The following is a 24,040-nucleotide window of genomic DNA, read 5'->3' on the forward strand; positions in this document are numbered from 1 at the left end:
ATTTTTAAAATTATTAACTAATAATTTTAAAAATCAACATGATTTGGATCTGGTCCTAATCTTTCTTGTGGTAATGCAAACAATGTTGCCATATCTGCTTCATCTAACATAAAATCATCTAATTGAGTGTTAGCAATCAAACGTTCTTTATGCGTTGATTTTGGAATAACAACAATGTTTTGTTGTACTGCTCATTTTAAGCAAACTTGAGCTGGACTTTTTTGATGTTTTTCCGCAATTTTTAAAATGGTTGGATTTGTTACACATTTTCCTTGCATTAGTGTTGCTCATGATTCAACAATAATGCCATTTTGTTGGCAAAATTCAACAACAGCAGTGTTATTTAAGCCAGGATGTAATTCAATTTGGTTAACCATTGGTTTAACTTCACTAATTGTCATCAATTCTTGTAAATGACTAACTTCAAAATTGCTAACGCCAATTGCTCGAATTTTTTTTGCTTTATAAGCAGTTTCTAATGCTCGAAAACATTCATTCCGATCAACAGTTGGTCAATGGATTAAACACAAATCTAAATAATCAATATCCAATCTTTGCAAAATATTATCAACTTCTTGTAAAGCAGCATCATATTTATGATTAGCATTTCAAATTTTACTTGTAATAAAAATTTCATTACGGGGAACCCCACTATCTTTTATTGCTTTTCCAATAATTGTTTCATTCCCATAATATTGTGCTGTATCAATATGACGATAACCATTTTGCAATGCTGTTAAAACAGTTTGATAAGTTTCGGTTTCATCAGTTAATTTATAAGTTCCTAGGCCAATTAATGGGATTTCAACTCCATTTAAAAGTTTTAATTTTGTCTCAATTAATTTCATTTTTATTTTTCCTCTTTTCCTAGACCTTTAGTTATATTGTAAATGTTATTTAAAAAAATAACAATCTAAATTATTCAAACATTTCAAGAAGACTATTAAACATCACAATAATTATTAAAATATAAATTATGATTTTAAACACTACATTAAAAATTTAAACAAAAAAACAGGATTACTAATAAAATAATTCTGTTTTTGAAATTTAATTATATAGTCTAATATTATTCCCAAGTTGTATTTTGCTTTCTAAACTAGCATAAGAAGCTCTTCAATCTAACAAATGAAATAAAATTAATTGAAAGTAATAATTACCCTTATATCAATAAAAGTTTATTCCAAATTTTTGTTTTGACCCCATTCAGGCAGAATAGTAGTGGGTATCAATTTCTTGAATTGTATTAGACGTTGTTTTATCAATTTCTTGAATTGGCGTTCCACCACTAATATTACTATTGTTTGTAATAATATTTTCTAATAAATTATCTTTTGTCTTTAGTAAACTATTAAAAGTATAATTTATTTTTGGAATGGTATATTTATATCTTACTTTATCTTCGTTTTCATAAGGATAACCATACTTTGTTTTTCCTCAATATGTTCCTGCCTGGGAATCAACATCATTAAATTCAATATATTTATAATTTAATGGGTTTATTTTCCCAAGGTTAAAGGTAAAGATATCAAATGAATTAATATTGTTACTAGCCGTAAAAGATATTGTAACATTTTCTTTTCTATTATTGAAATAAAGCAATAGTTCTTTTTTTAAATTGCTACTTTTTAGATTTGGCATTAAAGTTGAACTTAATTTTTGTGAATCTAAATGATAAATCTCACCAATATTATTAAGAGCAAAAACTCCACCTTTACCGTCTGCTGTAAGATTAACGATTGGAAAATTTAAATTTGTAAAGTTATGACTTTTTTCCCCTTTTTGAGCATAGTTTAAAATAACACCATTATTTGTTCCAATATAACTATCACCAGTATGTAAGAGTCAACCTTGCGTGTTTTTATCTAACACAATAACAACATTCTTAGCTTTTTTACCGCCATTAAAATTATCATTGTTGTACGATGAGCTTGCTGCTGAAGCTGGAATTTGTTGCAACGCGGTTGGTGCTGGTTGTGGTGTATTATTAAAATTTTGTTGTTCTCCCGAATTATTTGGCGAATCAAATTTTTTATTTTGTGATTGGTCTGGAATATTGTTAGTTACAACATCAAGATTATATGTAACGTTTACTGAACCAAAGTATAATCCATTATCATTTGTTCAAACAATTGCCTCATTATATGAAATAAAAGCAAAAGAAAGTCTTTAATTTTGTCGAAAACTCTTGATATTTATAAAATATACCTAAAATTAGGTATATTTTTAATATATAGAGGTAAATAAATGATGAAAAAAATAATTACAGAATTAATAAATAGCTTAACAGATGATCAATTTTTAGAATTTTATGAAAAAATAAAACAACAAGCAGACTTAATTAAAAAACAAAAACGTTTAAATGAAATTGATCAAAAATTTAGAGATAAAGGCATTATATGTCCTAATTGCAAATCTTTTCATTGTGTTAAAAATGGTCATAATTCCGAAGGAAAACAAAAATATTTATGTAAAAAATGTCGTGCTAGTTTTGATGCATTTCGTCATCATTTTACTTATTGAAGTCATTTAAATTATGAACAGTGAAATTTATTAATTCAAATTTCATTGTTAGGACAATCTAGTAAAATAATTTCTCGTTTTATTAAAACAACCCCAAAAACCGCTTGATATAATCGACAAAAATTAATGCAATCAAAACAATTAGAAAATACACAGTTAAAATTTAAAAAATTAAATGGTCAAATCCAAATGGATGAAACATTTATTAAAGAAATTCATAAAGGCAATTTTAAAGATAAATTTGATAAACGAAAAACTCATCTCGATCCATTTTCAACTGATACCAAATGCTGTATTCAAATGGCAGTTGATAGCAATAATAATATTTTTGTTCAATCCACCAATACCAAAAGATTACAAAAACAATGGATTATTGAAAATATGAATAAGCAACTAATTAAAGAAAAATCAATAATTATTTCTGATATGCAACCACTATATTTATTAGTAGCAAAACAAACAAATTCTACTCTATATTCCACCAAAACTAGTACAAACCCTGATACTAGTTATCAAAAGTTAAATAAGATTAGTAAATTACAATCCAGTCTTAAAGAAGCCTTAATTCATTATCATGGTTTGGGTTTCACTAATATTCAAAATTATTTAAAGCTCTGAAAATGAAAATACCAACACAAAGGTTTAACACCAAACCAACAATCAACGGTATTATATTTTAACGTTTAAAAAATTTAAAGCAAAATCATAATCTTACACAAAATTAGTTTTCAAATTGTCATATTGATGATTTTTTTTATTTCATCAAGAGTTTTCGACAAAATTAAAGAAGAAAGTGGTAAATTATTTAATAAAGGATTTAACTGATATATTCTTGGAAGAAACTCTTGCAGACTAATTGTTCCTAAATCAGTGTTAGTAATTATTGAATTTAAGCCAATTGTGTTTAGAGTAAAAGTTACTACAATTTCACCTTCATATTGTGAAAATTTTGGTGCAATAATAGCATCAGAATGACTATAATGTACTAGATAATAATTATCCAAAAAATTAGCACCATTATGATTTAATAAATAATTATTAATACCATTGATAATCGTATCTAATTGATTGTTAGGAATTATTCCTAAATTAATACTTGTATGATCGTTAAATAAAGACGAAGTTGGATTTGAAAAATTATTAAAAAGTGATGAATTGTTATTGTTTCGTCTTAAATGAACTTGATCATAACTGCAATAAAACACTGAATTACCGACTCTAATTTCAATATCACCTTGAGTCTCAAAAGTTACTCAGATAAAATTATTTTGATAAAAAGTATTGTTCTCCAAGTTTTCTCGCAACACGATTTGTGCTTGATTATCTAATAATCTTGCAACAGCAATTTCATTCCTCCTAACATTTCTATTTAAGGCAATAATTTGCTGTAAATGTCTTCTTCGCTGTTTGTAGGAATTTTCCCTAAATTGGTATTTTTTATTAATTTTGGTAAAAATATCGGATGATTCTCTCTTTTTGTTTTATGACTTGTTTTAAAACTATTTGCTTTTAAAAAATAATTTGGTTTGTTTTCTATTTTGGTTTCTTTTTTTCATAAACTAGCAGCAATTGTTATTGGTAAAACGCTACTTGCAATTGTGGTAATTAATAATAATTGTAAAAGTTTTTTCATTTTATTTGTTGTCCCTTTCTGATATTTTTTATTAAATTACAAAAATATTATATTTTTACAAATAAAAAATATAAAAATATAAAATCTATTTTTATAAATATTTGTTGATACAGGTTATTGATATTTAATATAATTAATATTTTTTAAAAATTTATTTATACCATAAAAATAACCTAAACCTTTTTTGATTTAGTAATATTATTTTACCGTGGCCAAGTAAGGGTAGTTAACCAAACTATTGTTATTCTAAAAATTATTTTTGAACATAACAACTAGTTCCTAACATTAATTTTGCTAAATATGTTGTTTTAAATTTAATAATGCTACCAACTGCTAATTGTTCCTGATAATCAGCAACATCTAAGATTGTATGGTCACTTGATTGTCCTAAAATAGTAATTCCTTTTTCAAAAGGTGTTAATTCCTCGAAAGGACAATATTGTCGTCCTAAGGCAATTATTGCTTTTACCCGATTGCCAACATCATCAAATTCTTTTACCCGGCCAAAAGCATCTAATCCTCGTTCTCCAATTGATGCACTTGGCTTTGTTTGCAATTCAATAATCTCAGCTTCTAATCATAAATTATCTTGTTGTAAAAAAGTAATTGGTTCATCATTTAAACCTAAACACATTAATAAAGCTGTCCCACTCCGAATTTGATTAATTGCTCGGTCTAATTGTGGGTTATCTCAAATTGTAATATGACTTGAATTACCACAACTAATAATTGGCAACATAATACTAAAATGTTGTTCTAATTGTTGTTTTAAGTTTGCTAATTGATTTAATTTTTTAACAGTGGGAACTGTTGCACCAAAACAAGCAAAATTAGTTCCTAAACCAGTTAACTTAATATGCGATAGCGATAATACCGCTTTAACTGTTTGAAAAATTAATGCCTCATCTCATAGTCCCTCGCGAATATCACCAGTTTCAATCATTAAAATTATTTCAAATTTTTTATTAATAATTTGTGCCGCTTGATTTAAAGCCTTAATTGTTGCAAGTTCAGATACCAAAACACAATCAGCATTATTAACAACCATTGTAACTTCACTTAACATTGGTAATCGTAATAACATTTTTCTAACTGGAAAATGGGCAAATTGTTGCAAGTTTAAAATGCGAGAATCAGCAATTGTTTTAATTCCGCTTTCTATTAATGTTGAGACAATTTTTTCTTGGCCGACCCCCAATTTAACAACCCCGACAAGGTCTAAGTTTCTAGTTGTACATTCTTGCACCATTATTTGGCAATTTGTTTTAATACGGGGTAAATTTCATATTAGTTTTGGATACATGGTTTTTCCTTTTCCTCTTTGTTTTAGACTTCATCAAGAGGTTGTTCTAATTGTTGATCATTTAAAATTTTATTATATTGACTATGAATTTTATGGTGTGTGGTATTTAATTGGTCAATATTGCCATTTAATTTTGTAAAGTTTTTCGTAAATTCTTCTCATCGTTCAACTCAACGGTCGAATTCACTTTTTATTCGCAATAAATTATTTTTAATAACTTCTAAGTTTTTATTAAAAGCAACTTCACGCATATGTTTTTCTAACACAAATAAAATGGCAGACAAAGTTGTTGGTGAAGTAACTCACACTTTCTTTCGAAAAGCAAAAGTAATAACATCCTCAGGGAATTGACCATAAATAAAAGCAAATAAATCTTCTGAGGGAACAAACATAATTGCACTTGAAATTTCATTTTCTAAGTTAATATATTTTGCAACTTCATTGATGCGATCTTTTAAATCTTGTTTAAATAAGTTTAAAAATTTATCTTTAATTGCTTTTTCACTAGTTTCTAAATATTTATTATAATTTGTTAACGGAAACTTAGCATCAATCGCAATGTTTTCCTTCGCTCCGCCAGTTTTAACTAACGCATCAACTAGGGTTCCGGTTGGTAAGCGATACTGGCGTTCTCATCCTTGATGTCCTTCCCCATACATATCACTCAATACTTTTTCTAACAAATATTCTCCTAAATTACCTCGTTTTTTATTATTTAAAAAAATATCATTTAATGCTTTAACTTTTTCTTCGACTTCTTTTAAAGTTACTGATGATTCTTTTAAAACATTTAAATTTGATAAAACATCACTAAATGATTTTGAAATAGACTGCCCCTGTTGATTTAAGTTATTTTTTAAATCGCTGTCTTGCTTTGATAAATTGTTTTTAAAACTATTTAAACCCTCATATAAGCTTGTAAGATTTCGATTAAACTCATTATCATTAGTTATCGAAGAACGCTGAAACTCACTAATTAATTTTAATAATTCTTGTTTTTGTTCTGTAAGTTGCCCTTGTAACATTGTTACTTGTTTTTCTAAAATTTCTTTTGATGCTTGAATATCTTTTTGTAATAATGCTGAATCATTATTGGCCATTGTTTTTTTACTTGATTTAAATAAATAAATTCCTAAAAAAATAACTAAAATACCTAAAATAATACCTAATAAAACATATGAAATTGTTGTCATACTGCTCCCCCTTAATTTTATAAACGATCATTAATATGTCTTTTTAATTATAAACTGTCATAACAAAAAAAGAAACTCATAAGTTAATGAGTTTCTTTTTTCTTTTAAGCAAAAGTTACATTTAAAGTATACGATGGAATATTTGTCATTAATGATGCTAAAGCATCAGATGCTGCCAAAATTTTTGACCCGGGTTTAGCATTAACCGTTGCTCCTGAATTGTCTGCTTTAAAGACTACTCAAATTTCATCATACCAAATATCTTTATATTGATCAGCAAATTCTTGTCCTAATAACTTTGTCACAAGATCATAACGTAACATATCAACTGTTGCTTCAGTATAAGTTTTATCTAATGATACATTAATTGTGCTACCCGATGTTGGCTTTGCATTCTTATCATTTAAAAATTTTCGTGGCGTTGAATGAATGGTAAAGTTAGCTGTTAAAACTGATTTATTAATAACTCAAACCGCACTTGCTTCAATCTTTAGATTTCCCACACCAGTATTTGTATCAATTGTTAAGGTAACACCATCGTTCATCATGGCATTCATCATTACCTCCAACATTGTCTTTTTATATAAAGCTGCAAAACGATTGCGATCGCCAACAAACTCCATAATAGCAGCCGTTAACGCTGTTTTGTTATTCTCCTGCTTATCTTTATAATTATTTCATAATGTTTCATCAATATAGATATCACCAATATTTGTTAGCGGAAAGGCTTCAGTAAAGGTGATTGGTTCATTAACAATTGTGATTGGTGCCCCAGTAAAATTTCCCCCCGCTTTTGGAGTAATTGTTGAATTATGAGTTGTTTGATCAACATCAACGTCAACATCAGCAAGAGTAAATTTCGTCCCATTTAAACCATTAACAGCATCTAATACAGTTTGTGCTGCTAAGGGGCTCCCCATTCCTTTATCATATGGCATTGATGATGTAACGGTAATAATTTTATTAATGTCAGTTGTTGGTCATATTAAAGCCATTTCTTTTGTTAAAAATGGTCGGTTTGGTGCATCTGGCATAAAACGGATTATTGCTGATTTCATTCCTGATGCCAAATCAACATCTAAATTATCAATATTGTACCCTTCTTTTTTTAATTGTCTTTTAATATTAGTAACTGTTAGAAACCCATCTTCAGTTTGGCCCCCTTTGTTAACATCTTTACAAGCAATTACAGCCCCTGCAATTGGTGTTGTTAATGCTAATGAAGTTAAAATCATCATCATTTTTTTCATTTTTTCTTTCTCCTTTGTTTTAATTTTAGTAAATTTAATTATATCTCTTAAGTATTATTAAATAATAAATCAAATTTTAATAAAAATATTTCCTTTATAAAATCATTTTAAAATCTAACATTTGTGGTGGGGTTGTTTCCTTTTTAAAAAGCAGTAAACGATAACTTTTAATTATATTTGCAATTAGAAAAGATATTAAAATTAATTTTTTTAATAAAAAAATAATTAAATCATTAATTCGATACTTAACAAAAGTATATGATCTTAAAATAATAAAGAATAATGTTAAATTAATCAATGGATTAAAATAAATTAAATCATTAATCTTATATCAATAAATTAAGTAAATTTGAAAGGTAATTAAAGTAACAAAAAAAGTAATAACAAATAAAGCATAAAAGAAATAAAATGAAATTAAAATTGATTGGTAAAACTGATAGTAAAATTGCGTAAACCGATTAACCAAAACTGTGGCAGAAGTATTAACATAAACCTTATATGATAATAATAAAATATTAGCTATTCACAATAATATTACAATAATATTGATTTTTAAAATGTTATCTCATTGCAAAATAATCCGTTTATAATGCTTAAAATTTTGTAAAACTTGAATTAAAATTGCTAAGAAAAATAAAAAAGAACCCGTTATTAAAATAATATAGATTAAATTTAAAGTCACAGTAATAAAAGCTCAATTAGTATAATGGCGAATAAAACGCGTTAAAAAAAATGAAATTCCAAAATATAGAATAAATAATATGGAATATATATTAAAAAATGTTTGAAAATACTTTTTGAAATTTGTCTTCATTTTAATCACCTATATGACATTGCCCACTTAATATTATATCTAACTTTAAATTCAATTAAAAACCCTTTGTGAACTAACAGTTAAAACCAATTAACAATTATTTTATCTATTAATAATGTTCAGAGTAATTATACCGTGAAAAATTTTAAAATAAAAGAAAAAAATACTTTAATTTTGTCGAAAACTCTTGATGAAATAAAAAAAATCATCAATATGACAATTTGAAAACTAATTTTGTGTAAGATTATGATTTTGCTTTAAATTTTTTAAACGTTAAAATATAATACCGTTGATTGTTGGTTTGGTGTTAAACCTTTGTGTTGGTATTTTCATTTTCAGAGCTTTAAATAATTTTGAATATTAGTGAAACCCAAACCATGATAATGAATTAAGGCTTCTTTAAGACTGGATTGTAATTTACTAATCTTATTTAACTTTTGATAACTAGTATCAGGGTTTGTACTAGTTTTGGTGGAATATAGAGTAGAATTTGTTTGTTTTGCTACTAATAAATATAGTGGTTGCATATCAGAAATAATTATTGATTTTTCTTTAATTAGTTGCTTATTCATATTTTCAATAATCCATTGTTTTTGTAATCTTTTGGTATTGGTGGATTGAACAAAAATATTATTATTGCTATCAACTGCCATTTGAATACAGCATTTGGTATCAGTTGAAAATGGATCGAGATGAGTTTTTCGTTTATCAAATTTATCTTTAAAATTGCCTTTATGAATTTCTTTAATAAATGTTTCATCCATTTGGATTTGACCATTTAATTTTTTAAATTTTAACTGTGTATTTTCTAATTGTTTTGATTGCATTAATTTTTGTCGATTATATCAAGCGGTTTTTGGGGTTGTTTTAATAAAACGAGAAATTATTTTACTAGATTGTCCTAACAATGAAATTTGAATTAATAAATTTCACTGTTCATAATTTAAATGACTTCAATAAGTAAAATGATGACGAAATGCATCAAAACTAGCACGACATTTTTTACATAAATATTTTTGTTTTCCTTCGGAATTATGACCATTTTTAACACAATGAAAAGATTTGCAATTAGGACATATAATGCCTTTATCTCTAAATTTTTGATCAATTTCATTTAAACGTTTTTGTTTTTTAATTAAGTCTGCTTGTTGTTTTATTTTTTCATAAAATTCTAAAAATTGATCATCTGTTAAGCTATTTATTAATTCTGTAATTATTTTTTTCATCATTTATTTACCTCTATATATTAAAAATATACCTAATTTTAGGTATATTTTATAAATATCAAGAGTTTTCGACAAAATTAAAGAAAAAATACTTTAATTTTGTCGAAAACTCTTGATGAAATAAAAAAAATCATCAATATGACAATTTGAAAACTAATTTTGTGTAAGATTATGATTTTGCTTTAAATTTTTTAAACGTTAAAATATAATACCGTTGATTGTTGGTTTGGTGTTAAACCTTTGTGTTTGTATTTTCATTTTCAGAGCTTTAAATAATTTTGAATATTAGTGAAACCCAAACCATGATAATGAATTAAGGCTTCTTTAAGACTGGATTGTAATTTACTAATCTTATTTAACTTTTGATAACTAGTATCAGGGTTTGTACTAGTTTTGGTGGAATATAGAGTAGAATTTGTTTGTTTTGCTACTAATAAATATAGTGGTTGCATATCAGAAATAATTATTGATTTTTCTTTAATTAGTTGCTTATTCATATTTTCAATAATCCATTGTTTTTGTAATCTTTTGGTATTGGTGGATTGAACAAAAATATTATTATTGCTATCAACTGCCATTTGAATACAGCATTTGGTATCAGTTGAAAATGGATCGAGATGAGTTTTTCGTTTATCAAATTTATCTTTAAAATTGCCTTTATGAATTTCTTTAATAAATGTTTCATCCATTTGGATTTGACCATTTAATTTTTTAAATTTTAACTGTGTATTTTCTAATTGTTTTGATTGCATTAATTTTTGTCGATTATATCAAGCGGTTTTTGGGGTTGTTTTAATAAAACGAGAAATTATTTTACTAGATTGTCCTAACAATGAAATTTGAATTAATAAATTTCACTGTTCATAATTTAAATGACTTCAATAAGTAAAATGATGACGAAATGCATCAAAACTAGCACGACATTTTTTACATAAATATTTTTGTTTTCCTTCGGAATTATGACCATTTTTAACACAATGAAAAGATTTGCAATTAGGACATATAATGCCTTTATCTCTAAATTTTTGATCAATTTCATTTAAACGTTTTTGTTTTTTAATTAAGTCTGCTTGTTGTTTTATTTTTTCATAAAATTCTAAAAATTGATCATCTGTTAAGCTATTTATTAATTCTGTAATTATTTTTTTCATCATTTATTTACCTCTATATATTAAAAATATACCTAATTTTAGGTATATTTTATAAATATCAAGAGTTTTCGACAAAATTAAAGAAAAAATATTTTTTATGATGGTTTTTTAACATATAATGGAAAAGATAACAATTATCATTTTTTATTAATCCTTTTATAATTATGAAAGAATGGAGCCAAGATATGCACCAAAAACAAATAAATTTTTTTATGAAGAAAAGCGGTGTTTTTTGATTTTTTGCCATTCCATTATTAATTATTGTTATTGTTAGTATTGGTCTTTTAATTGCAACAGGATGGTATCCAATTGATTATCAAATTGCTGTCGAATTTGCAAAAGGCTTAACAAATGAATTTGTAAAATACTGAGTTCATTTTTATGATCAATTAGGAAATACAGAATTAATTGTAGTTGTAATAATTTATCTTGCAATTTTAATTGAAAAATGGTTTTTAATAAAAATTAATCAAAAAAACAAAAAATTTAAAAAATACTATTGAATTACAGCTGCTTATTATTTTTTAGGTTTAAGTGCCTGAGTAATTGGAAATACCGTTAATTTAGCATTAATTCCTAGGAAAGATGACGGATTTGGACCTGGAATTGACTTTATTTTATTTGATGATTACCATTATAAATTAACAAGTGCAATTTTAGTTTTCTTTTATCAAACAATTCTCTTGAGTCTTGGTTTATACTATATTAGTTATTGTTTAGTTAAAAAACAACGCCTATTAACGGAACAACATTGATTAAAAGCCGTAAAAACCGCAAGTTTTTTAATTGTGTCTTATTTTATTATTGTTATTATGAAAGGAGCAACTCATCGAATTTACTATTATAATGCTATTTTGGATGATTTAATACAAGAACATACCACCTTTTTAGATCACTATTTACAATCATCTTTTCGTTACGGTTATAATATTGGGAATGGCTATGTTAATAATATTCCCACAGAATGAAAATACCCATTATGAAAACCAGCATTTGCCTTATTTAACAATCCCAATATGCCAACATTTAAAACACCATGAGAATATGCTTTTCCTAGTGGTCATATTAACGCAACATTTTGTAGTGGTGCATTAATTCTTTTATTTTTAAAAAATAAAAACAATAATAAAATTAATTGAAAAATAAAACTATGCTTCATATTATGATTATGTCATATATTATCGATGAATTTTGCCCTTATTGTTGAAAGATTTCATTGAATTTCAGATACTGCTTTCACTTTTATTTTTTCAACATTAATGATTATCATTATTCATTTTAGTGTTAATAAAATCTTTGCTAAACATCTTGCTTTATAATAAAAAGGGTTTAAAATTCTGAATAGAATTTTAAACCATTTTAATTTAATTTTTTATTTATTAATTAAATGATACGTGTCTTCACAAATCATTGCTTCTTCATTTGTGCGCATTGCATACACTGGGTAACAACTTGCGTGTGGAGTTGAAATTAAAATTTCATTTTCATATGAACTTTGATTTGCTTGCGTTGATAATTCTAAGTTCAAAAGTTTAACTTCATTAATTACTAATTGACGCATTTCACTTGAGTTTTCACCAATTCCAGCCGTAAAAACAACAGCATCAAGTTTAGTTCCTAAATCATTGGCATAAGCAACAATATACTTTGCGATTCGTTTTGCACTCATTGTTAAAGATAGTTGACTACGGCTATTATCTTTACTGCTTTTAAATACATCACGTAAATCTGAAGATACCCCCGAAATTCCTAATAAACCAGATTTTTTATTTAATGTATTAGTAATATCATCTAATGATGCACCAGTTTGGCTAGCAATAAACTGATGAATTGAAGGGTCAATATCACCACTACGAGTCCCCATAATTAATCCTTCTAAGGGAGTTAACCCCATTGACGTGTTAAAACTTTTTCCATTTTTAACCGCACAAACAGACGCCCCATTTCCTAAATGACAAATAATGGCATTAAGATTTGCCGCAGGTTTTTGTAAAACTTCTCCTAAGCGTTTTGTAATGTAACGGTATGAAATGCCATGAAAACCATACCGACGAACTTGATGCTCAGTATATCATTCGTATGGTACTGAATATAAATAATTTTCTTCTGGAATTGTGGTATGAAATGATGTATCAAAAACAGCTATATTTGGAACTGAAACAATCCTACGGAACGCTTCAATTGCCGCAATTGCAGGTGGATTATGTAATGGTGCTAATGTTACCATTCGTTTAATTTCGGCAAAAACTTCATCGGTAATAACCGTTGATTGCGTAAACTTTTCACCACCATGAACAATACGGTGCCCAATTCCTTGAATATCAGAAAAATCTTGAATAATCTTGTGCTCTTTTAACTTAGCAATTAAAACCTTTGCTGTTGCACTGTGGTCTGATAAATCTTCATTTGTTTGAAACTCTTGCCCATTAAATTTAATGGTAAAAATTCCATCAATATTGATTCGCTCCGCTAAACCTTTACAAATCACTTCGTAATTATTATTAGTTACTTTATACAGTTGAAATTTCATTGAACTACTTCCCGCATTTATTACTAAAATCATATTATTTTCTCCTTCACTTAATTATTTTTTATTATTTATAGACACATAAGTATGCCGTAACAAGAACGGTGTTATAAATATCATTAATTGTTGCTCCCCGCGATAAGTCATTAACAGGACGATCTAAGCCAATTACAATTGGACCAACCGCTTCAAATCCCCCTAAACGTTGAGCAATTTTATATCCAATATTTCCAGCATCTAAATTTGGAAAAACAAAAATATCGGCTGGGGCTGTTAAAGATGATGTTGGTGCTTTTTTGTTCCGAATTGTATCATCTCATGCCGCATCAAATTGAAATTCCCCATCAATTCGACAATCTTTCAATTCTTTTGCTTTTAAAATTTCATATGCTTCACGAACTTTATCAACAGAAGTTCCTTGTCCTGATCCTTTTGTTGAAAATGATAATAAGGCCATTTGTGGTTTTTTAAATTCAAAGACTTGACTTGCTTCATATCCTAAATAAGCAATATCCGCTAGTTCTTCCGCTGTTGGGTCAATGTTTAATGCACAGTCAGTAAAAATATAACGTTCATCATTACGAACCATTAAAAAGAATGATGAAACTAATTTAACCCCTGGTTTAGCTTTAATAATTCGTAACGCTGGACCAATAATATCTTTTGTATCATAAGTAATTCCCCCAGCCATTCCATCAGCTAAACCTTTTTTAACTCATAAGACAGCCAAATAATTACATTCACCAACTAATCGTGTTGCTTCTGCAATTGAAACTTTTCCTTTTCGTAGGTACACTAAATATTCAGCTAATTCTGCCATATTTTGTTCTTCAGCAATTAAAACTTCTGCTTGACAATCAGCAATTGTCGTTGGAACTTCAGCATGAGTTTTAAAAACAAGAACTGGAGTAATATTTGTTCCAATTAATCGTTTTGCAACTTCTTGAATTCGTTCTGAATTTCCTTCCGGAAAAATAATTTTAATTTTCTTTGAAAATTCATTAATTTTTTTAAGTGTATTTTCTAATACATTCATCTTTAACCCTCTTTCTCATTAAATCTTTACCAAATAATTATATTACTTTTTTTAATAATTTTAGAAAAAGTGTGCGATTAATTGGTAATTATAAAATAATTTTTGGTACTTTAATTAAATTTTTAACCCTTATTGTAATTGTTGTAATTTTGATAAACTAATCTTTGTTTCCCATATTCAATCTTCGTGCACCGCACTGCCCAAATGAACAGCATCACAATATTGACTAATTGTTTCATAATTAGTTAAATTAATCCCACTGCCACCTTGAATTTGCACACCATAATTACGTAATGCTTGTAACATTGCCAAATTTTCCATAATTGGTGCCGTTCCTCCTTGAGTTAAAATTGTCTTAACCCCTAACTGTGCTAGTTGTTGAACTGCTGCTATTTTATCAGGAATTAAATCAAATGCGCGATGAAAAGTAACTGCTAATGGATATGCTAAGGTAACTAATTCTTGCATTCGAACAAGATCAATTTGATAATCGGGTGTTAAAATACCAACAACAATCCCTTCCGCTTTAGTTGTCTTAATATAGGCAATATGCTTTTTAATTTGTTAATATTCATCATCAGGACAATAAAAATCTGTATCACGATGACGGACAATAACACGAATTGGTATTTTAATTCCGGCAGCGCTTTCTTTAATAACATCATATGGTGGGGTTAAACCACCACGGTTTAAATCAGCACACAATTCAATCCGGCTAATATTTCCTGCTTGCGCAATAATTTGACAATCATGATAATTTGTTGCAATAATTTCAATAAACATTTATTCTTTCTCCCCACTAATAAATTTAATGCGATTAATAATTCCATTAATCTTATTATTATATGTTCCTAATTTAATATTTAATAACAAAACATTATTTACCTTTAACAAATTAGCATAATATTTATAAATCCCAGCAAAAGTAGTAATACTAATTTCTCCACTTTCATCGTAGCAATCTAAAAAAGCCATCTTATTATTATTTTTATCAGTAATTACTTTACTTCGTTTTACTAATACTAAAACATTTGTTGACCCCAAACTTAATCGTAAATTACTAATTAGGGTTGTTTTAGCTTGATAACCTTCTTTTTCACGAATATACTTTAGCGGATGGTTTGATAAGTAAAACCCTAAAAACTCATATTCTTTTTCCAAACAAATAACCTCATCATCTGGTTCCATTACTAACTCTGGTTTTTCAGCTAGAGAAAAATCAACAACTAAGTTTTCATTTTCTTCTTGGGTTTTAATTAATTCAATATAGGTAATAATTCGTTGATAATTATTAAATAAAGTAACACGATTCATTTTAAATAAATCTAATGCTCCTGAAAAACATAATGCTTCATAAGTTTTTCGATTTAGCCCTTTTTTATATAAACGAATAAATAAGTCATATAAATCACCAAAAGGACCATTACTTTGATATTCACTAGCAATTTTTTTAAAGAAAGCAAAACCAATTTGTTTAATGATTAATAAAGGAACACAAATTTGATTATCAACCGTATGATATTGGCGATACGGAGCATTAATATTGGGTGGAACAATTGTTAAATGATTCTTTTTTGCTAAGGAAATATAATCATTTGTTTTATGTTCATCACCAATCACATTCGTTAATAAACTAGCTAAAAACTGTGAAGGGTAATTTGCTTTTAAATATGCCATTTGATAACCTAATAGCGAATAAGCAACAGCATGGCTCCGGTTAAAACCATAGGCGGCAAATTTATAAATTAATTCTCAAATTTCTTGAGCAGTTTTTTCAACATAATGATTTTTAATTGCTTCTTTAATAAATTCAGTTTTCATTTGGGCCATAATACTAGCATCCTTTTTCCCCATTGCCCGGCGCAAAACATCAGCTTTGGCTAATGAGAAATTAGCAACTTTTTGGGCAATTAACATAACTTGTTCTTGATAAACAATAATACCATATGTTGGTGCTAAAATTTCAGTTAAGCGATCATCAATATAGGTAACTTTTGTTAAATTTTTTTTTCGTTGAATAAACAATGGAATATTATCTTGTGGTCCTGGTCGATATAATGACGAAGTTGCTACAATGTCTTCTAACTGATCAGGAACCATATCAACTAACACTTTCGTCATTCCAGGTGATTCTAACTGAAAAATCCCTTTTGTATCACCTTGAGCTAACAAATGATAAGTTTTTTGATCATTTAATGGCAATTTATTAACATCTAATTTTACTTTTGCTTCTTGATAAATATTATCAACAACATTATGTAAAATTGTTAAATTTCGTAATCCTAATAAATCCATTTTCAAAATTCCAAGTTCTTCTAAATAATTCATTGAATATTGCGTTTGATAAATGCCATTATAACCTTCTTTAACTGGAATAATTTCTTGTAACCGTTGTTGTGTTAACACAACTCCCGCGGCGTGGGTTCCTGTTTGACGTGGCAAACCAATAATTTTTTGTAAATGTAAAAATACTCGGGGATATTTTTTTTGATAAATTTCAAAAACAGGATTAGAACCAATTGCTTGCTCATAATGATAATTATATTCCAAGGGAACTGCCCTACTCATTTTATCAGCCTCTTCAATTGCAATGTCAAAAATTCGACAAATATCACGAATTGCTATTTTCATCCCAATCGTTTGAAAAGTAACAATATGTGCGACATGATCTCTCCCATACTTTTCAAACAAATATTCAACAATCATTTCCCGTTTATCATCTTGAAAGTCAATATCAATATCAGGCAAACTTTTTCGTTCCGGATTTAAAAAACGTTCAAAAAGAAGATTATAAGCAATCGGATCAATTGTTGTAATGTCTAACAAATAACTGACTAAACTTCCAGCAGCACTTCCACGCCCCGGACCAACAAAAACATTTTGTTGTTTAGCATAACGAACATAATCTCAAACAATTAAAAAATAATCATTAAAACCCATTTTATCAATAACATCTAATTCATAACTTAACCGTGCTTCATATTTGCCATGAAAACCATTTAACTTTTTTGCTTTTAACGTTGTTTGACAAATTTCTGCTAAAAATTGTTGCGCTGTTTCACCATTTGGAAGTGGATATTGTAACAAATTATCAAAAATAGTCCCTTTGTTTAATGGAAAAATTTCAATATCAGTAATAAACTGCTTAATGTTTTCAAAGTATTCTTCATAACGACTCGGTGGTGCAACTCAACCATATAAATCATTTAATTTACTTTCCTTAAATAAAGTTTGTGTTTTAATCGTATCAACAACTTTATAAGCGGTAAAATCATCACTGGTAAAATATTGCACTTTGTTATTCCAAATAATCTGTTTTGCTGCTCCTAAACTAAGAAAGCGATCTAATAGCACAGCATTCCCATTATTCACGCCTAAAAATAAATCATTTATCTTAACTAAATTATTTTTTAACGTTTGAAATACTTTTGGTTGATAATTATCAACAGTATAATTAATAATAATTTTTAAATCAGTTGTTAAAAACTTACTAAGGTCGTCAAAAGTTAATGTTGTTTTATGTTCAGCATTAATCATTATTAATGATGAAATTTCAACTAAATTAAAATATCCTTTTTGGTTACGGGCAAATAAATTTATATTATATGATTCATCATCAAACAACATCGTAACATTTAACCCAATAATTGGTTTAATATTGTTTTTTTTAGCAAGCCGATGAAACTCATAAACACCAAACATATTACTATCACAAATTGCTAAGGTTGAAAATCCATTCATTGTTGCATAATTAAAATATTTATCAAATGTAATTAAAGATGATAATAAACTGTAACTTGTTCGAACATTTAAGTGGGGAATCATCATACTTGTTACCTCTTTCTACTTTCATTTTAAAGAAAAAGAAAATAAAAACCACAATTGTGGCCTAATTTTATAGTTTAATGACAATAATAATCATTACAACAATTAAAATTGCTAAAATTCCAAAAACTAAAAAACGCCATAAACGGGGTTTTTTCTTTGGTGTCATTTCTTGTAATAATACTTTTTCTAAATCAATAGCATTTTCATTATAAAAATTATTTTTCTCTTTGTTCATATTTACAACTTTAATATCATCATCTTTAAAATCACGAATGATTGAAAATTCTTCATAAATTAAAATTGTTTCTTCTAACAAATTAGTTCGTGAACGTTCTGTTGATCGTAGTGCTCGTTCATTAACTAGTGTTTTTGATGTTTCTTTCTTTTTTTGAAAAAGATTAGCTTTCTTCATAGATCTCATCCCTGTCAATTACATATGTCTTTATATTCTTATTAATTATAACATCAATTATTTCTTGTCACATTAAATTTTGTTCTTGGAATTCCGTTTGTTTTATGCGTGGTTTTGTCACTGGATTTTTTGGAACAAAAAGACTGCAACAATCTTCAAACGGTAAAATTGATGTTTGATAAGTATCAATTTCTTTTGCAATTGCAATGATTTCATTTTTATCAAAACATAATACTGGACGTAACACTGGTAATGTTGAAACGTTATTAATAACATTGATACTTTCAATTGTTTGTGATGCAACTTGCCCCAATGATTCACCAGTAATAATTGCCTGACAATTTCATTTTGTAGCTAAAATGTTTGCAATTCGATAAAACATCCGGCGCATAATCGTAATTCAATAACTTGCATCAGGGATATGCATTAGTTCATGTTGCAACATTGAAAAATTAACAACATGCAATTTTTGTTGATTTTGACCAGTATAATAATGTAATTTTTGCACTAAAGTTTTAACTTTTTCTAAGGCTTCTTCACTTGTGTGGGGTGGTGTTGCAAAATGTAAATATTCAACATTCATTCCCCGTTTCATTGTTAAAAAAGCAGCAACCGGGGAATCAATTCCCCCCGATAACATTACTAATCCTCGCCCAGAGATTCCAACTGGTAAACCACCAATGGTTTTTATTTTGTTAATGAAAACATAGGTAAATTCACGACGAATTTCAACATCAATTTGCAAAGTTGGATGATGAACATCAACTTTAACATCTGTTTGTTGCAAAATTTTTTGTGCTAATTGTTGCTTAATTTCCGTTGAATTTAATGGAAATGTTTTATCGCTCCGACGAACTTCTAACTTAAAAGTATCTGGTTGATAATATTGAACTAATGTAATTGCACAATTAGCAATTGTTGTTAAATCCCGATCAACACGTTTTGTCAATGAAAGTGATGATGAACCAAAAACATTTTTAACAATATTAATAACTGCTTCACTAACAGTTGGATCTAATAATTCAATAAATAACCGATCAAATTCTTTCTTTAAGCGATATTGTTTTTCATATCCTTGTAACTTATTTTTAATATTATTGACTAACACCCTAGTAAAATCATTCCAATTTTTCCCTTTTGTTGTCAACTCTCCATAACGAACTAATATTACATCAAAATTCATTTTATACTCCATTTCTTATTTCTTTTTTCCTCGTTCTTCATTAATAATTTTTAATGTTAAAAACAATGATCCATCATAATCCCCATCACAATATGCAATTTGGGCATTTCGCAACTGATCATCAACATCATCATTTGTTAAAATATATTTTTGGGCATAAACTAATGTTTCTTGCGCTAATAAATCTAATAAAATATTATTTTTAATTTTTTCAAATAATTTTAACACTTCTATTTTTAGGCGATTTAGTTTTCCTGTTACCTCATCAACTTCATAACGATTATTAACATCAAACGAGAGTTGTTTAACCTTTTCAAGGGCTGTTCGATAATCATTAATTGATTTTTCATATTTTGTTAATAATTTTCGATATTGTAATTGATTTAATCGGACTTCAGCTTGTAATAAAACAACTTCCAATAAATGAATTGTTTTTCGAATTTCAGTTTCCGCAAAATTACGCTTTTCAATAATCTTCACAACATTTTCTAAGGCTTCTTGAGTAACAACCGCATTTTCTAATAAACGAACTAGTTCTTTATTAAAAACAATATAATCACGGCCATTACGATTTATTTCTAATACTAAACGATTTGTATCATGCGTTAATTCTTTTGTTTTACCCATTGCTTCACGATAAACACCTTCTTCATATTCGGTTAAGGTTGATGAACTACGTAAGGCTTCAATTTGCCGTGAAATGACATTAAAACTACGTTCAATTTTATTAATATATTCCATCACAACTTTATAATATTTTTTAAAACATGCAATGATTGCTTTTTGATGCTCAATTGTTTGATCAAAATCACTAATATGATTAATAATTTCAATTGTTTTTTTCGTTGCTTTTTTATATTGTAAATTATCCATATACTTTGAAATTAAAATTTTTGTTTCATCAATACTTTTTGTTAATTCATCAAAACTATATTTTAAGACATCACGACTATTTTCATCCTTATTAAATAAAACATATTTATCTTTTAACAAAGATAATTTGTTTGGAACTACTTTTGTTAATAATGTTTTAATTTGTGGAATATTATCTAAAATTTCAACAAAAATTGTTAATGAAGTAGTAATGTTTGATAAAATTTGTTCTGTCTTTGCAAAATTACCAGCTGTTAAATAATCTTCAAACTCATCAAACATTCCTTCAATATTTCGTTCAAAATCATTAATTTTTTTCGTATCTAACGAAACATTCATTTGCAGTTTAACGGCATCTTCTAATAATGAATTAAACATTTTTTTATGCGCTAAAATATAATCGCGTTGTAATAATTCAATCTGTAATTGACTATTAATTTCATCTAATAAACGACGAGCTTCTTCTTCCAGTAATGTTAATTCTTTTAATAATGGAATAATTTTTTGAGCAGATAACTTGGGCATCTTTTTTGGCGTTGTCTTATTAATTTGATATAGTTTGCGAAATACTTCTAAACAACTTATTAACTTTTTTTCATAAATAATTTCATATTTTGTTCGTCAAACCACGAGATCTTTAACATAACGATTATTATGACGAGCAATTTCTGAAATTCGAAAAACTTTATGTTTTAATGGTAATCGTTTTAAAATATCAAACTTTTGTAAAATTTTAATTTCAACTGTTTTTAAATGCCGTTTTCTGCCCCAAAATAAAAGTGTAATACTTAATAATAACAAGCAAACAAAAAATAAAATAAATAATGTTAATTTAAGTGGATTACTAATAATATTATTAATAACATTACCCATTTTATCTTGCCCCCCATCAAACTACATATCAATTGAATTATAGCACTTGCCAAAAATATTACATTAAAAATTAAAAAAATATTGAATTATCCTGTATTTTATTATACAATAACTCCTAGACAACACAGAGAAGCAGCAGAATTGCATAGTAATGTTCTTAGTTTTTAAACACTTATGATTTAACCATTAAAAGTAACCCTAGCTGTTAGGGCGAAGCAAAAAACTTCCATTATTAGAGTAATTCAATGAATCTTTTTGTATGTCACAATGATATATAGGAGGTTTTTTTAATGGCACGTTATCGTGGAAGTACATTTAAAAAAGCAAGACGATACGGATTTAGTATCTTAGAAAATGACAAAGAATTTTCAAAAGGGAAAAAAAGAACAACAGCCCCAGGTCAACATGGGCAACGCCGAACAAAATTGTCAAACTACGGATTACAATTACATGAAAAACAAAAAGTTCGTTACATGTATGGTTTAACAGAACGTCAATTCCGTAATACTTACAGTAAATCAAAAAAAATGAAAGGAATTACCGGAACTAACTTCTTAATTATGTTAGAATCACGTTTAGATAACATTGTTCACCGGATGGGATTAGCACAAACAAGATCTGGAGCTCGTCAATTAGTAAACCATACACATATTTTAGTAAATGGAAAAAAAGTTGATATTCCATCATATAGTTGTAAACCGGGTGATGTTATTAGCGTTAAAGAAAGTTCACAAAAAAATGTTAAAATCTTAGAAAGTTTACAAAGTCAAGTTAGCACGTTAGAATTTGTAAAATTTGATAAAGCTAAGATGACTGGAACATATGTTCGTTTCCCTGTTCGTGAAGAACTAAATAGTAATATTAATGATGCTTTAATCGTTGAGTGGTACAACCGTTTAGTATAAAAAACATCTCAGAAGAGATGTTTTTTTATTGTTAAATAATTAAATTAAGCAATATCGATATTAAATATTAATGCTTCCTGTTTCTTAATTGTATCAACAATCGCTGGGTTAAATTTTGATTTTATTTCAAATTCTATATCTGTTACTTTACAACGTATATTTATTGCTTGTTCCAAATCATTAAAATTATTAATTTTTTTTCATTGTTTAGTTGTTTTATCCAAATATTCAAATATCATTTTTTCAGTAAAGGTTGCTGTGATTGAAATACTTTCATTAGTGATTAAATCAAGTTTTTTAAAAACAGCCTCAGTTAACAAATTCTTAATTGTATCACTAGATAATATTATAAAATTATAATGATAATCCTCGTTACCAAGAATTGCCTTCGGAATTGTGATAGTTATGCCCCAGTTTTCATTTAAACTCTTTGTAAATAAATTACTAAACGAATCTTTAACTCTTTTAATTTCAAGTAATTATGTCATTGCATAACTAATTTTAGATTCATTCTCACTTTGTTCTCATGGTTTATTATATTTAACTTTACCACCAGCAACATCTTTTGATGAACCTAAGGTTTCTAATAATAATGGTTCATCAGCAGATGACCATTCACCATTCTTATTTTGTCAACCTTCTAAAATATTATGAAAAAGTGATTCAAGATTAGTATTAAACTTTAAAAATTCGTCATCTTTTTTAATTGCTTTATTTTTGATTTTACTATTAACGCTTAAAAAACCATCATTATTAATATTTTTTGGTTTAGCAAATAAATATTTCCCTAATAAAAGTAATTTATTATCCGAATTATTAATATCTTTTTCTTGCTGCAGAAAATTATTAAAGTTAATAACATTTGGTAATAACGCATTTAAAATATCAAGATATTTACCTTGATATGTTATTGTCAGACCCGTTATTATTTTTGTTTCACCCGAAAAAGTACTTTCTTTATAGTTTTCTCTTAATAATTTACTAAATTCAGAACTTAATTGTAAACTATTAACAAATTCATTTCATTGTTTTCAATGAGGGTCACTCTCATTAAAACTGGTCGGAATTACTGTTGGCAAAGGGCCTAAACTATTAACTGATGTTAATAGTTTTAATATGTTACTAAAAACAGATGCTTCTACAAGTAATGAAACATTTAACCTTTCATTATCACCATCTAAATTAGTTATATTTTTCTTTATTGTTTCAACTTCTTTAAGATTTAAAACATTAGTCATAAAGTAAACTGAAAAAATTGTATTTTTTTGTTCAACTATTTTATTGTTTTTTAAATTATGCCCTTTAAATTT

Annotated in this window: 21 protein-coding genes and 1 pseudogene; 3 read left to right on the top strand and 19 right to left on the bottom strand. The window is 27.2% G+C overall.

Features of this window, described 5'->3' with window-relative positions:
- Nucleotides 1-26 precede the first annotated feature (26 nt).
- Nucleotides 27-848 (bottom strand): aldo/keto reductase, encoded by an 822-nt coding sequence (locus ACOBME_RS03555; RefSeq protein WP_338964028.1) that lies wholly within the window; start codon nucleotides 846-848, stop codon nucleotides 27-29.
- Nucleotides 849-1,050: 202 nt separating this feature from the next.
- The gene (locus ACOBME_RS03560) at nucleotides 1,051-1,959 is read right to left on the bottom strand and encodes a hypothetical protein (RefSeq protein WP_419334311.1); all 909 of its coding nucleotides are present in this window, start codon (nucleotides 1,957-1,959) and stop codon (nucleotides 1,051-1,053) included.
- Nucleotides 1,960-2,247: 288 nt separating this feature from the next.
- Between ACOBME_RS03560 and ACOBME_RS03565 the strand changes: the two genes are divergently transcribed.
- Nucleotides 2,248-3,210 (top strand): IS1/IS1595 family N-terminal zinc-binding domain-containing protein, encoded by a 963-nt coding sequence (locus ACOBME_RS03565; protein WP_338963247.1) that lies wholly within the window; start codon nucleotides 2,248-2,250, stop codon nucleotides 3,208-3,210.
- Nucleotides 3,211-3,215: 5 nt separating this feature from the next.
- Here ACOBME_RS03565 and ACOBME_RS03570 read toward each other — a convergent pair whose 3' ends face one another.
- The 8 genes from ACOBME_RS03570 to ACOBME_RS03605 all read right to left on the bottom strand — a co-directional run bounded on the left by ACOBME_RS03570 (nucleotide 3,216) and on the right by ACOBME_RS03605 (nucleotide 11,096).
- A complete protein-coding gene (locus tag ACOBME_RS03570) occupies nucleotides 3,216-3,728 on the bottom strand; it encodes a hypothetical protein (protein ID WP_419334313.1) in 513 nt (170 codons plus the stop codon).
- A 164-nt stretch (nucleotides 3,729-3,892) separates the two neighbouring features.
- The gene (locus ACOBME_RS03575; protein ID WP_338964032.1) at nucleotides 3,893-4,156 is read right to left on the bottom strand and encodes a hypothetical protein; all 264 of its coding nucleotides are present in this window, start codon (nucleotides 4,154-4,156) and stop codon (nucleotides 3,893-3,895) included.
- 253 nt (nucleotides 4,157-4,409) lie between these two features.
- Nucleotides 4,410-5,459 (bottom strand): alanine racemase, encoded by a 1,050-nt coding sequence (locus tag ACOBME_RS03580; RefSeq protein ID WP_419334315.1) that lies wholly within the window; start codon nucleotides 5,457-5,459, stop codon nucleotides 4,410-4,412.
- Nucleotides 5,460-5,482: 23 nt separating this feature from the next.
- Nucleotides 5,483-6,652, bottom strand: coding sequence for a DNA recombination protein RmuC (gene rmuC / locus ACOBME_RS03585; RefSeq protein WP_338964042.1), 1,170 nt, complete (start codon nucleotides 6,650-6,652; stop codon nucleotides 5,483-5,485).
- Nucleotides 6,653-6,756: 104 nt separating this feature from the next.
- The gene (locus tag ACOBME_RS03590) at nucleotides 6,757-7,902 is read right to left on the bottom strand and encodes a hypothetical protein (RefSeq protein ID WP_419334318.1); all 1,146 of its coding nucleotides are present in this window, start codon (nucleotides 7,900-7,902) and stop codon (nucleotides 6,757-6,759) included.
- A gap of 94 nt (nucleotides 7,903-7,996) precedes the next feature.
- Nucleotides 7,997-8,431 carry a hypothetical protein gene (locus ACOBME_RS03595; protein ID WP_419334320.1) on the bottom strand — a complete coding sequence of 145 codons (435 nt, stop codon included), beginning with the start codon at nucleotides 8,429-8,431 and terminating at the stop codon, nucleotides 7,997-7,999.
- A 551-nt stretch (nucleotides 8,432-8,982) separates the two neighbouring features.
- On the bottom strand, nucleotides 8,983-9,945 hold the full coding sequence (locus ACOBME_RS03600) for an IS1/IS1595 family N-terminal zinc-binding domain-containing protein (RefSeq protein WP_338963247.1): 963 nt from the start codon (nucleotides 9,943-9,945) through the stop codon (nucleotides 8,983-8,985).
- Nucleotides 9,946-10,133: 188 nt separating this feature from the next.
- Nucleotides 10,134-11,096, bottom strand: coding sequence for a transposase (locus ACOBME_RS03605; RefSeq protein WP_419334322.1), 963 nt, complete (start codon nucleotides 11,094-11,096; stop codon nucleotides 10,134-10,136).
- 182 nt (nucleotides 11,097-11,278) lie between these two features.
- Here ACOBME_RS03605 and ACOBME_RS03610 point away from each other — a divergent pair, with 182 nt between their 5' ends.
- Nucleotides 11,279-12,412 carry a phosphatase PAP2 family protein gene (locus ACOBME_RS03610; RefSeq protein ID WP_419334324.1) on the top strand — a complete coding sequence of 378 codons (1,134 nt, stop codon included), beginning with the start codon at nucleotides 11,279-11,281 and terminating at the stop codon, nucleotides 12,410-12,412.
- 53 nt (nucleotides 12,413-12,465) lie between these two features.
- On the opposite strand, the gene ACOBME_RS03615 is transcribed toward ACOBME_RS03610, so the two are convergent.
- From ACOBME_RS03615 to ACOBME_RS03645, 7 genes and pseudogenes are all read right to left on the bottom strand, one after another.
- Nucleotides 12,466-13,656, bottom strand: a complete 1,191-nt coding sequence (locus tag ACOBME_RS03615; protein ID WP_338964052.1) for an acetate kinase — start codon at nucleotides 13,654-13,656, stop codon at nucleotides 12,466-12,468.
- Nucleotides 13,657-13,687: 31 nt separating this feature from the next.
- Nucleotides 13,688-14,656, bottom strand: a complete 969-nt coding sequence (gene pta / locus ACOBME_RS03620) for a phosphate acetyltransferase (protein WP_338964054.1) — start codon at nucleotides 14,654-14,656, stop codon at nucleotides 13,688-13,690.
- Between the two features lie 129 nt (nucleotides 14,657-14,785).
- Nucleotides 14,786-15,439 (bottom strand): annotated as a pseudogene (locus ACOBME_RS03625) (copper homeostasis protein CutC).
- The gene (locus ACOBME_RS03630; protein WP_338964056.1) at nucleotides 15,440-18,484 is read right to left on the bottom strand and encodes a DNA polymerase III subunit alpha; all 3,045 of its coding nucleotides are present in this window, start codon (nucleotides 18,482-18,484) and stop codon (nucleotides 15,440-15,442) included.
- 67 nt (nucleotides 18,485-18,551) lie between these two features.
- Entirely contained in the window at nucleotides 18,552-18,896 is a 345-nt protein-coding gene (locus ACOBME_RS03635) for a hypothetical protein (protein ID WP_338964059.1), read from the bottom strand.
- Nucleotides 18,883-20,079 (bottom strand): tRNA uracil 4-sulfurtransferase ThiI, encoded by a 1,197-nt coding sequence (gene thiI / locus ACOBME_RS03640; RefSeq protein WP_419334328.1) that lies wholly within the window; start codon nucleotides 20,077-20,079, stop codon nucleotides 18,883-18,885. The genes ACOBME_RS03635 and thiI overlap by 14 nt, the downstream gene beginning before the upstream one ends.
- A gap of 15 nt (nucleotides 20,080-20,094) precedes the next feature.
- Complete coding sequence (locus tag ACOBME_RS03645) at nucleotides 20,095-21,825, bottom strand: septation ring formation regulator EzrA (RefSeq protein WP_338964064.1); 1,731 nt, start codon at nucleotides 21,823-21,825, stop codon at nucleotides 20,095-20,097.
- A 290-nt stretch (nucleotides 21,826-22,115) separates the two neighbouring features.
- Between ACOBME_RS03645 and rpsD the strand changes: the two genes are divergently transcribed.
- Nucleotides 22,116-22,730 (top strand): 30S ribosomal protein S4, encoded by a 615-nt coding sequence (gene rpsD, locus ACOBME_RS03650; RefSeq protein ID WP_338964073.1) that lies wholly within the window; start codon nucleotides 22,116-22,118, stop codon nucleotides 22,728-22,730.
- Nucleotides 22,731-22,774: 44 nt separating this feature from the next.
- Here rpsD and ACOBME_RS03655 read toward each other — a convergent pair whose 3' ends face one another.
- Nucleotides 22,775-23,050, bottom strand: coding sequence for a hypothetical protein (locus ACOBME_RS03655; protein WP_419334332.1), 276 nt, complete (start codon nucleotides 23,048-23,050; stop codon nucleotides 22,775-22,777).
- Between the two features lie 159 nt (nucleotides 23,051-23,209).
- The gene (locus ACOBME_RS03660) at nucleotides 23,210-23,968 is read right to left on the bottom strand and encodes a hypothetical protein (RefSeq protein ID WP_419334334.1); all 759 of its coding nucleotides are present in this window, start codon (nucleotides 23,966-23,968) and stop codon (nucleotides 23,210-23,212) included.
- Nucleotides 23,969-24,040 lie beyond the last annotated feature (72 nt).

Source organism: Spiroplasma endosymbiont of Sarcophaga variegata (assembly GCF_965178695.1).
GTDB lineage: Bacteria > Bacillota_I > Bacilli_A > Mycoplasmatales > Mycoplasmataceae > Spiroplasma > Spiroplasma poulsonii.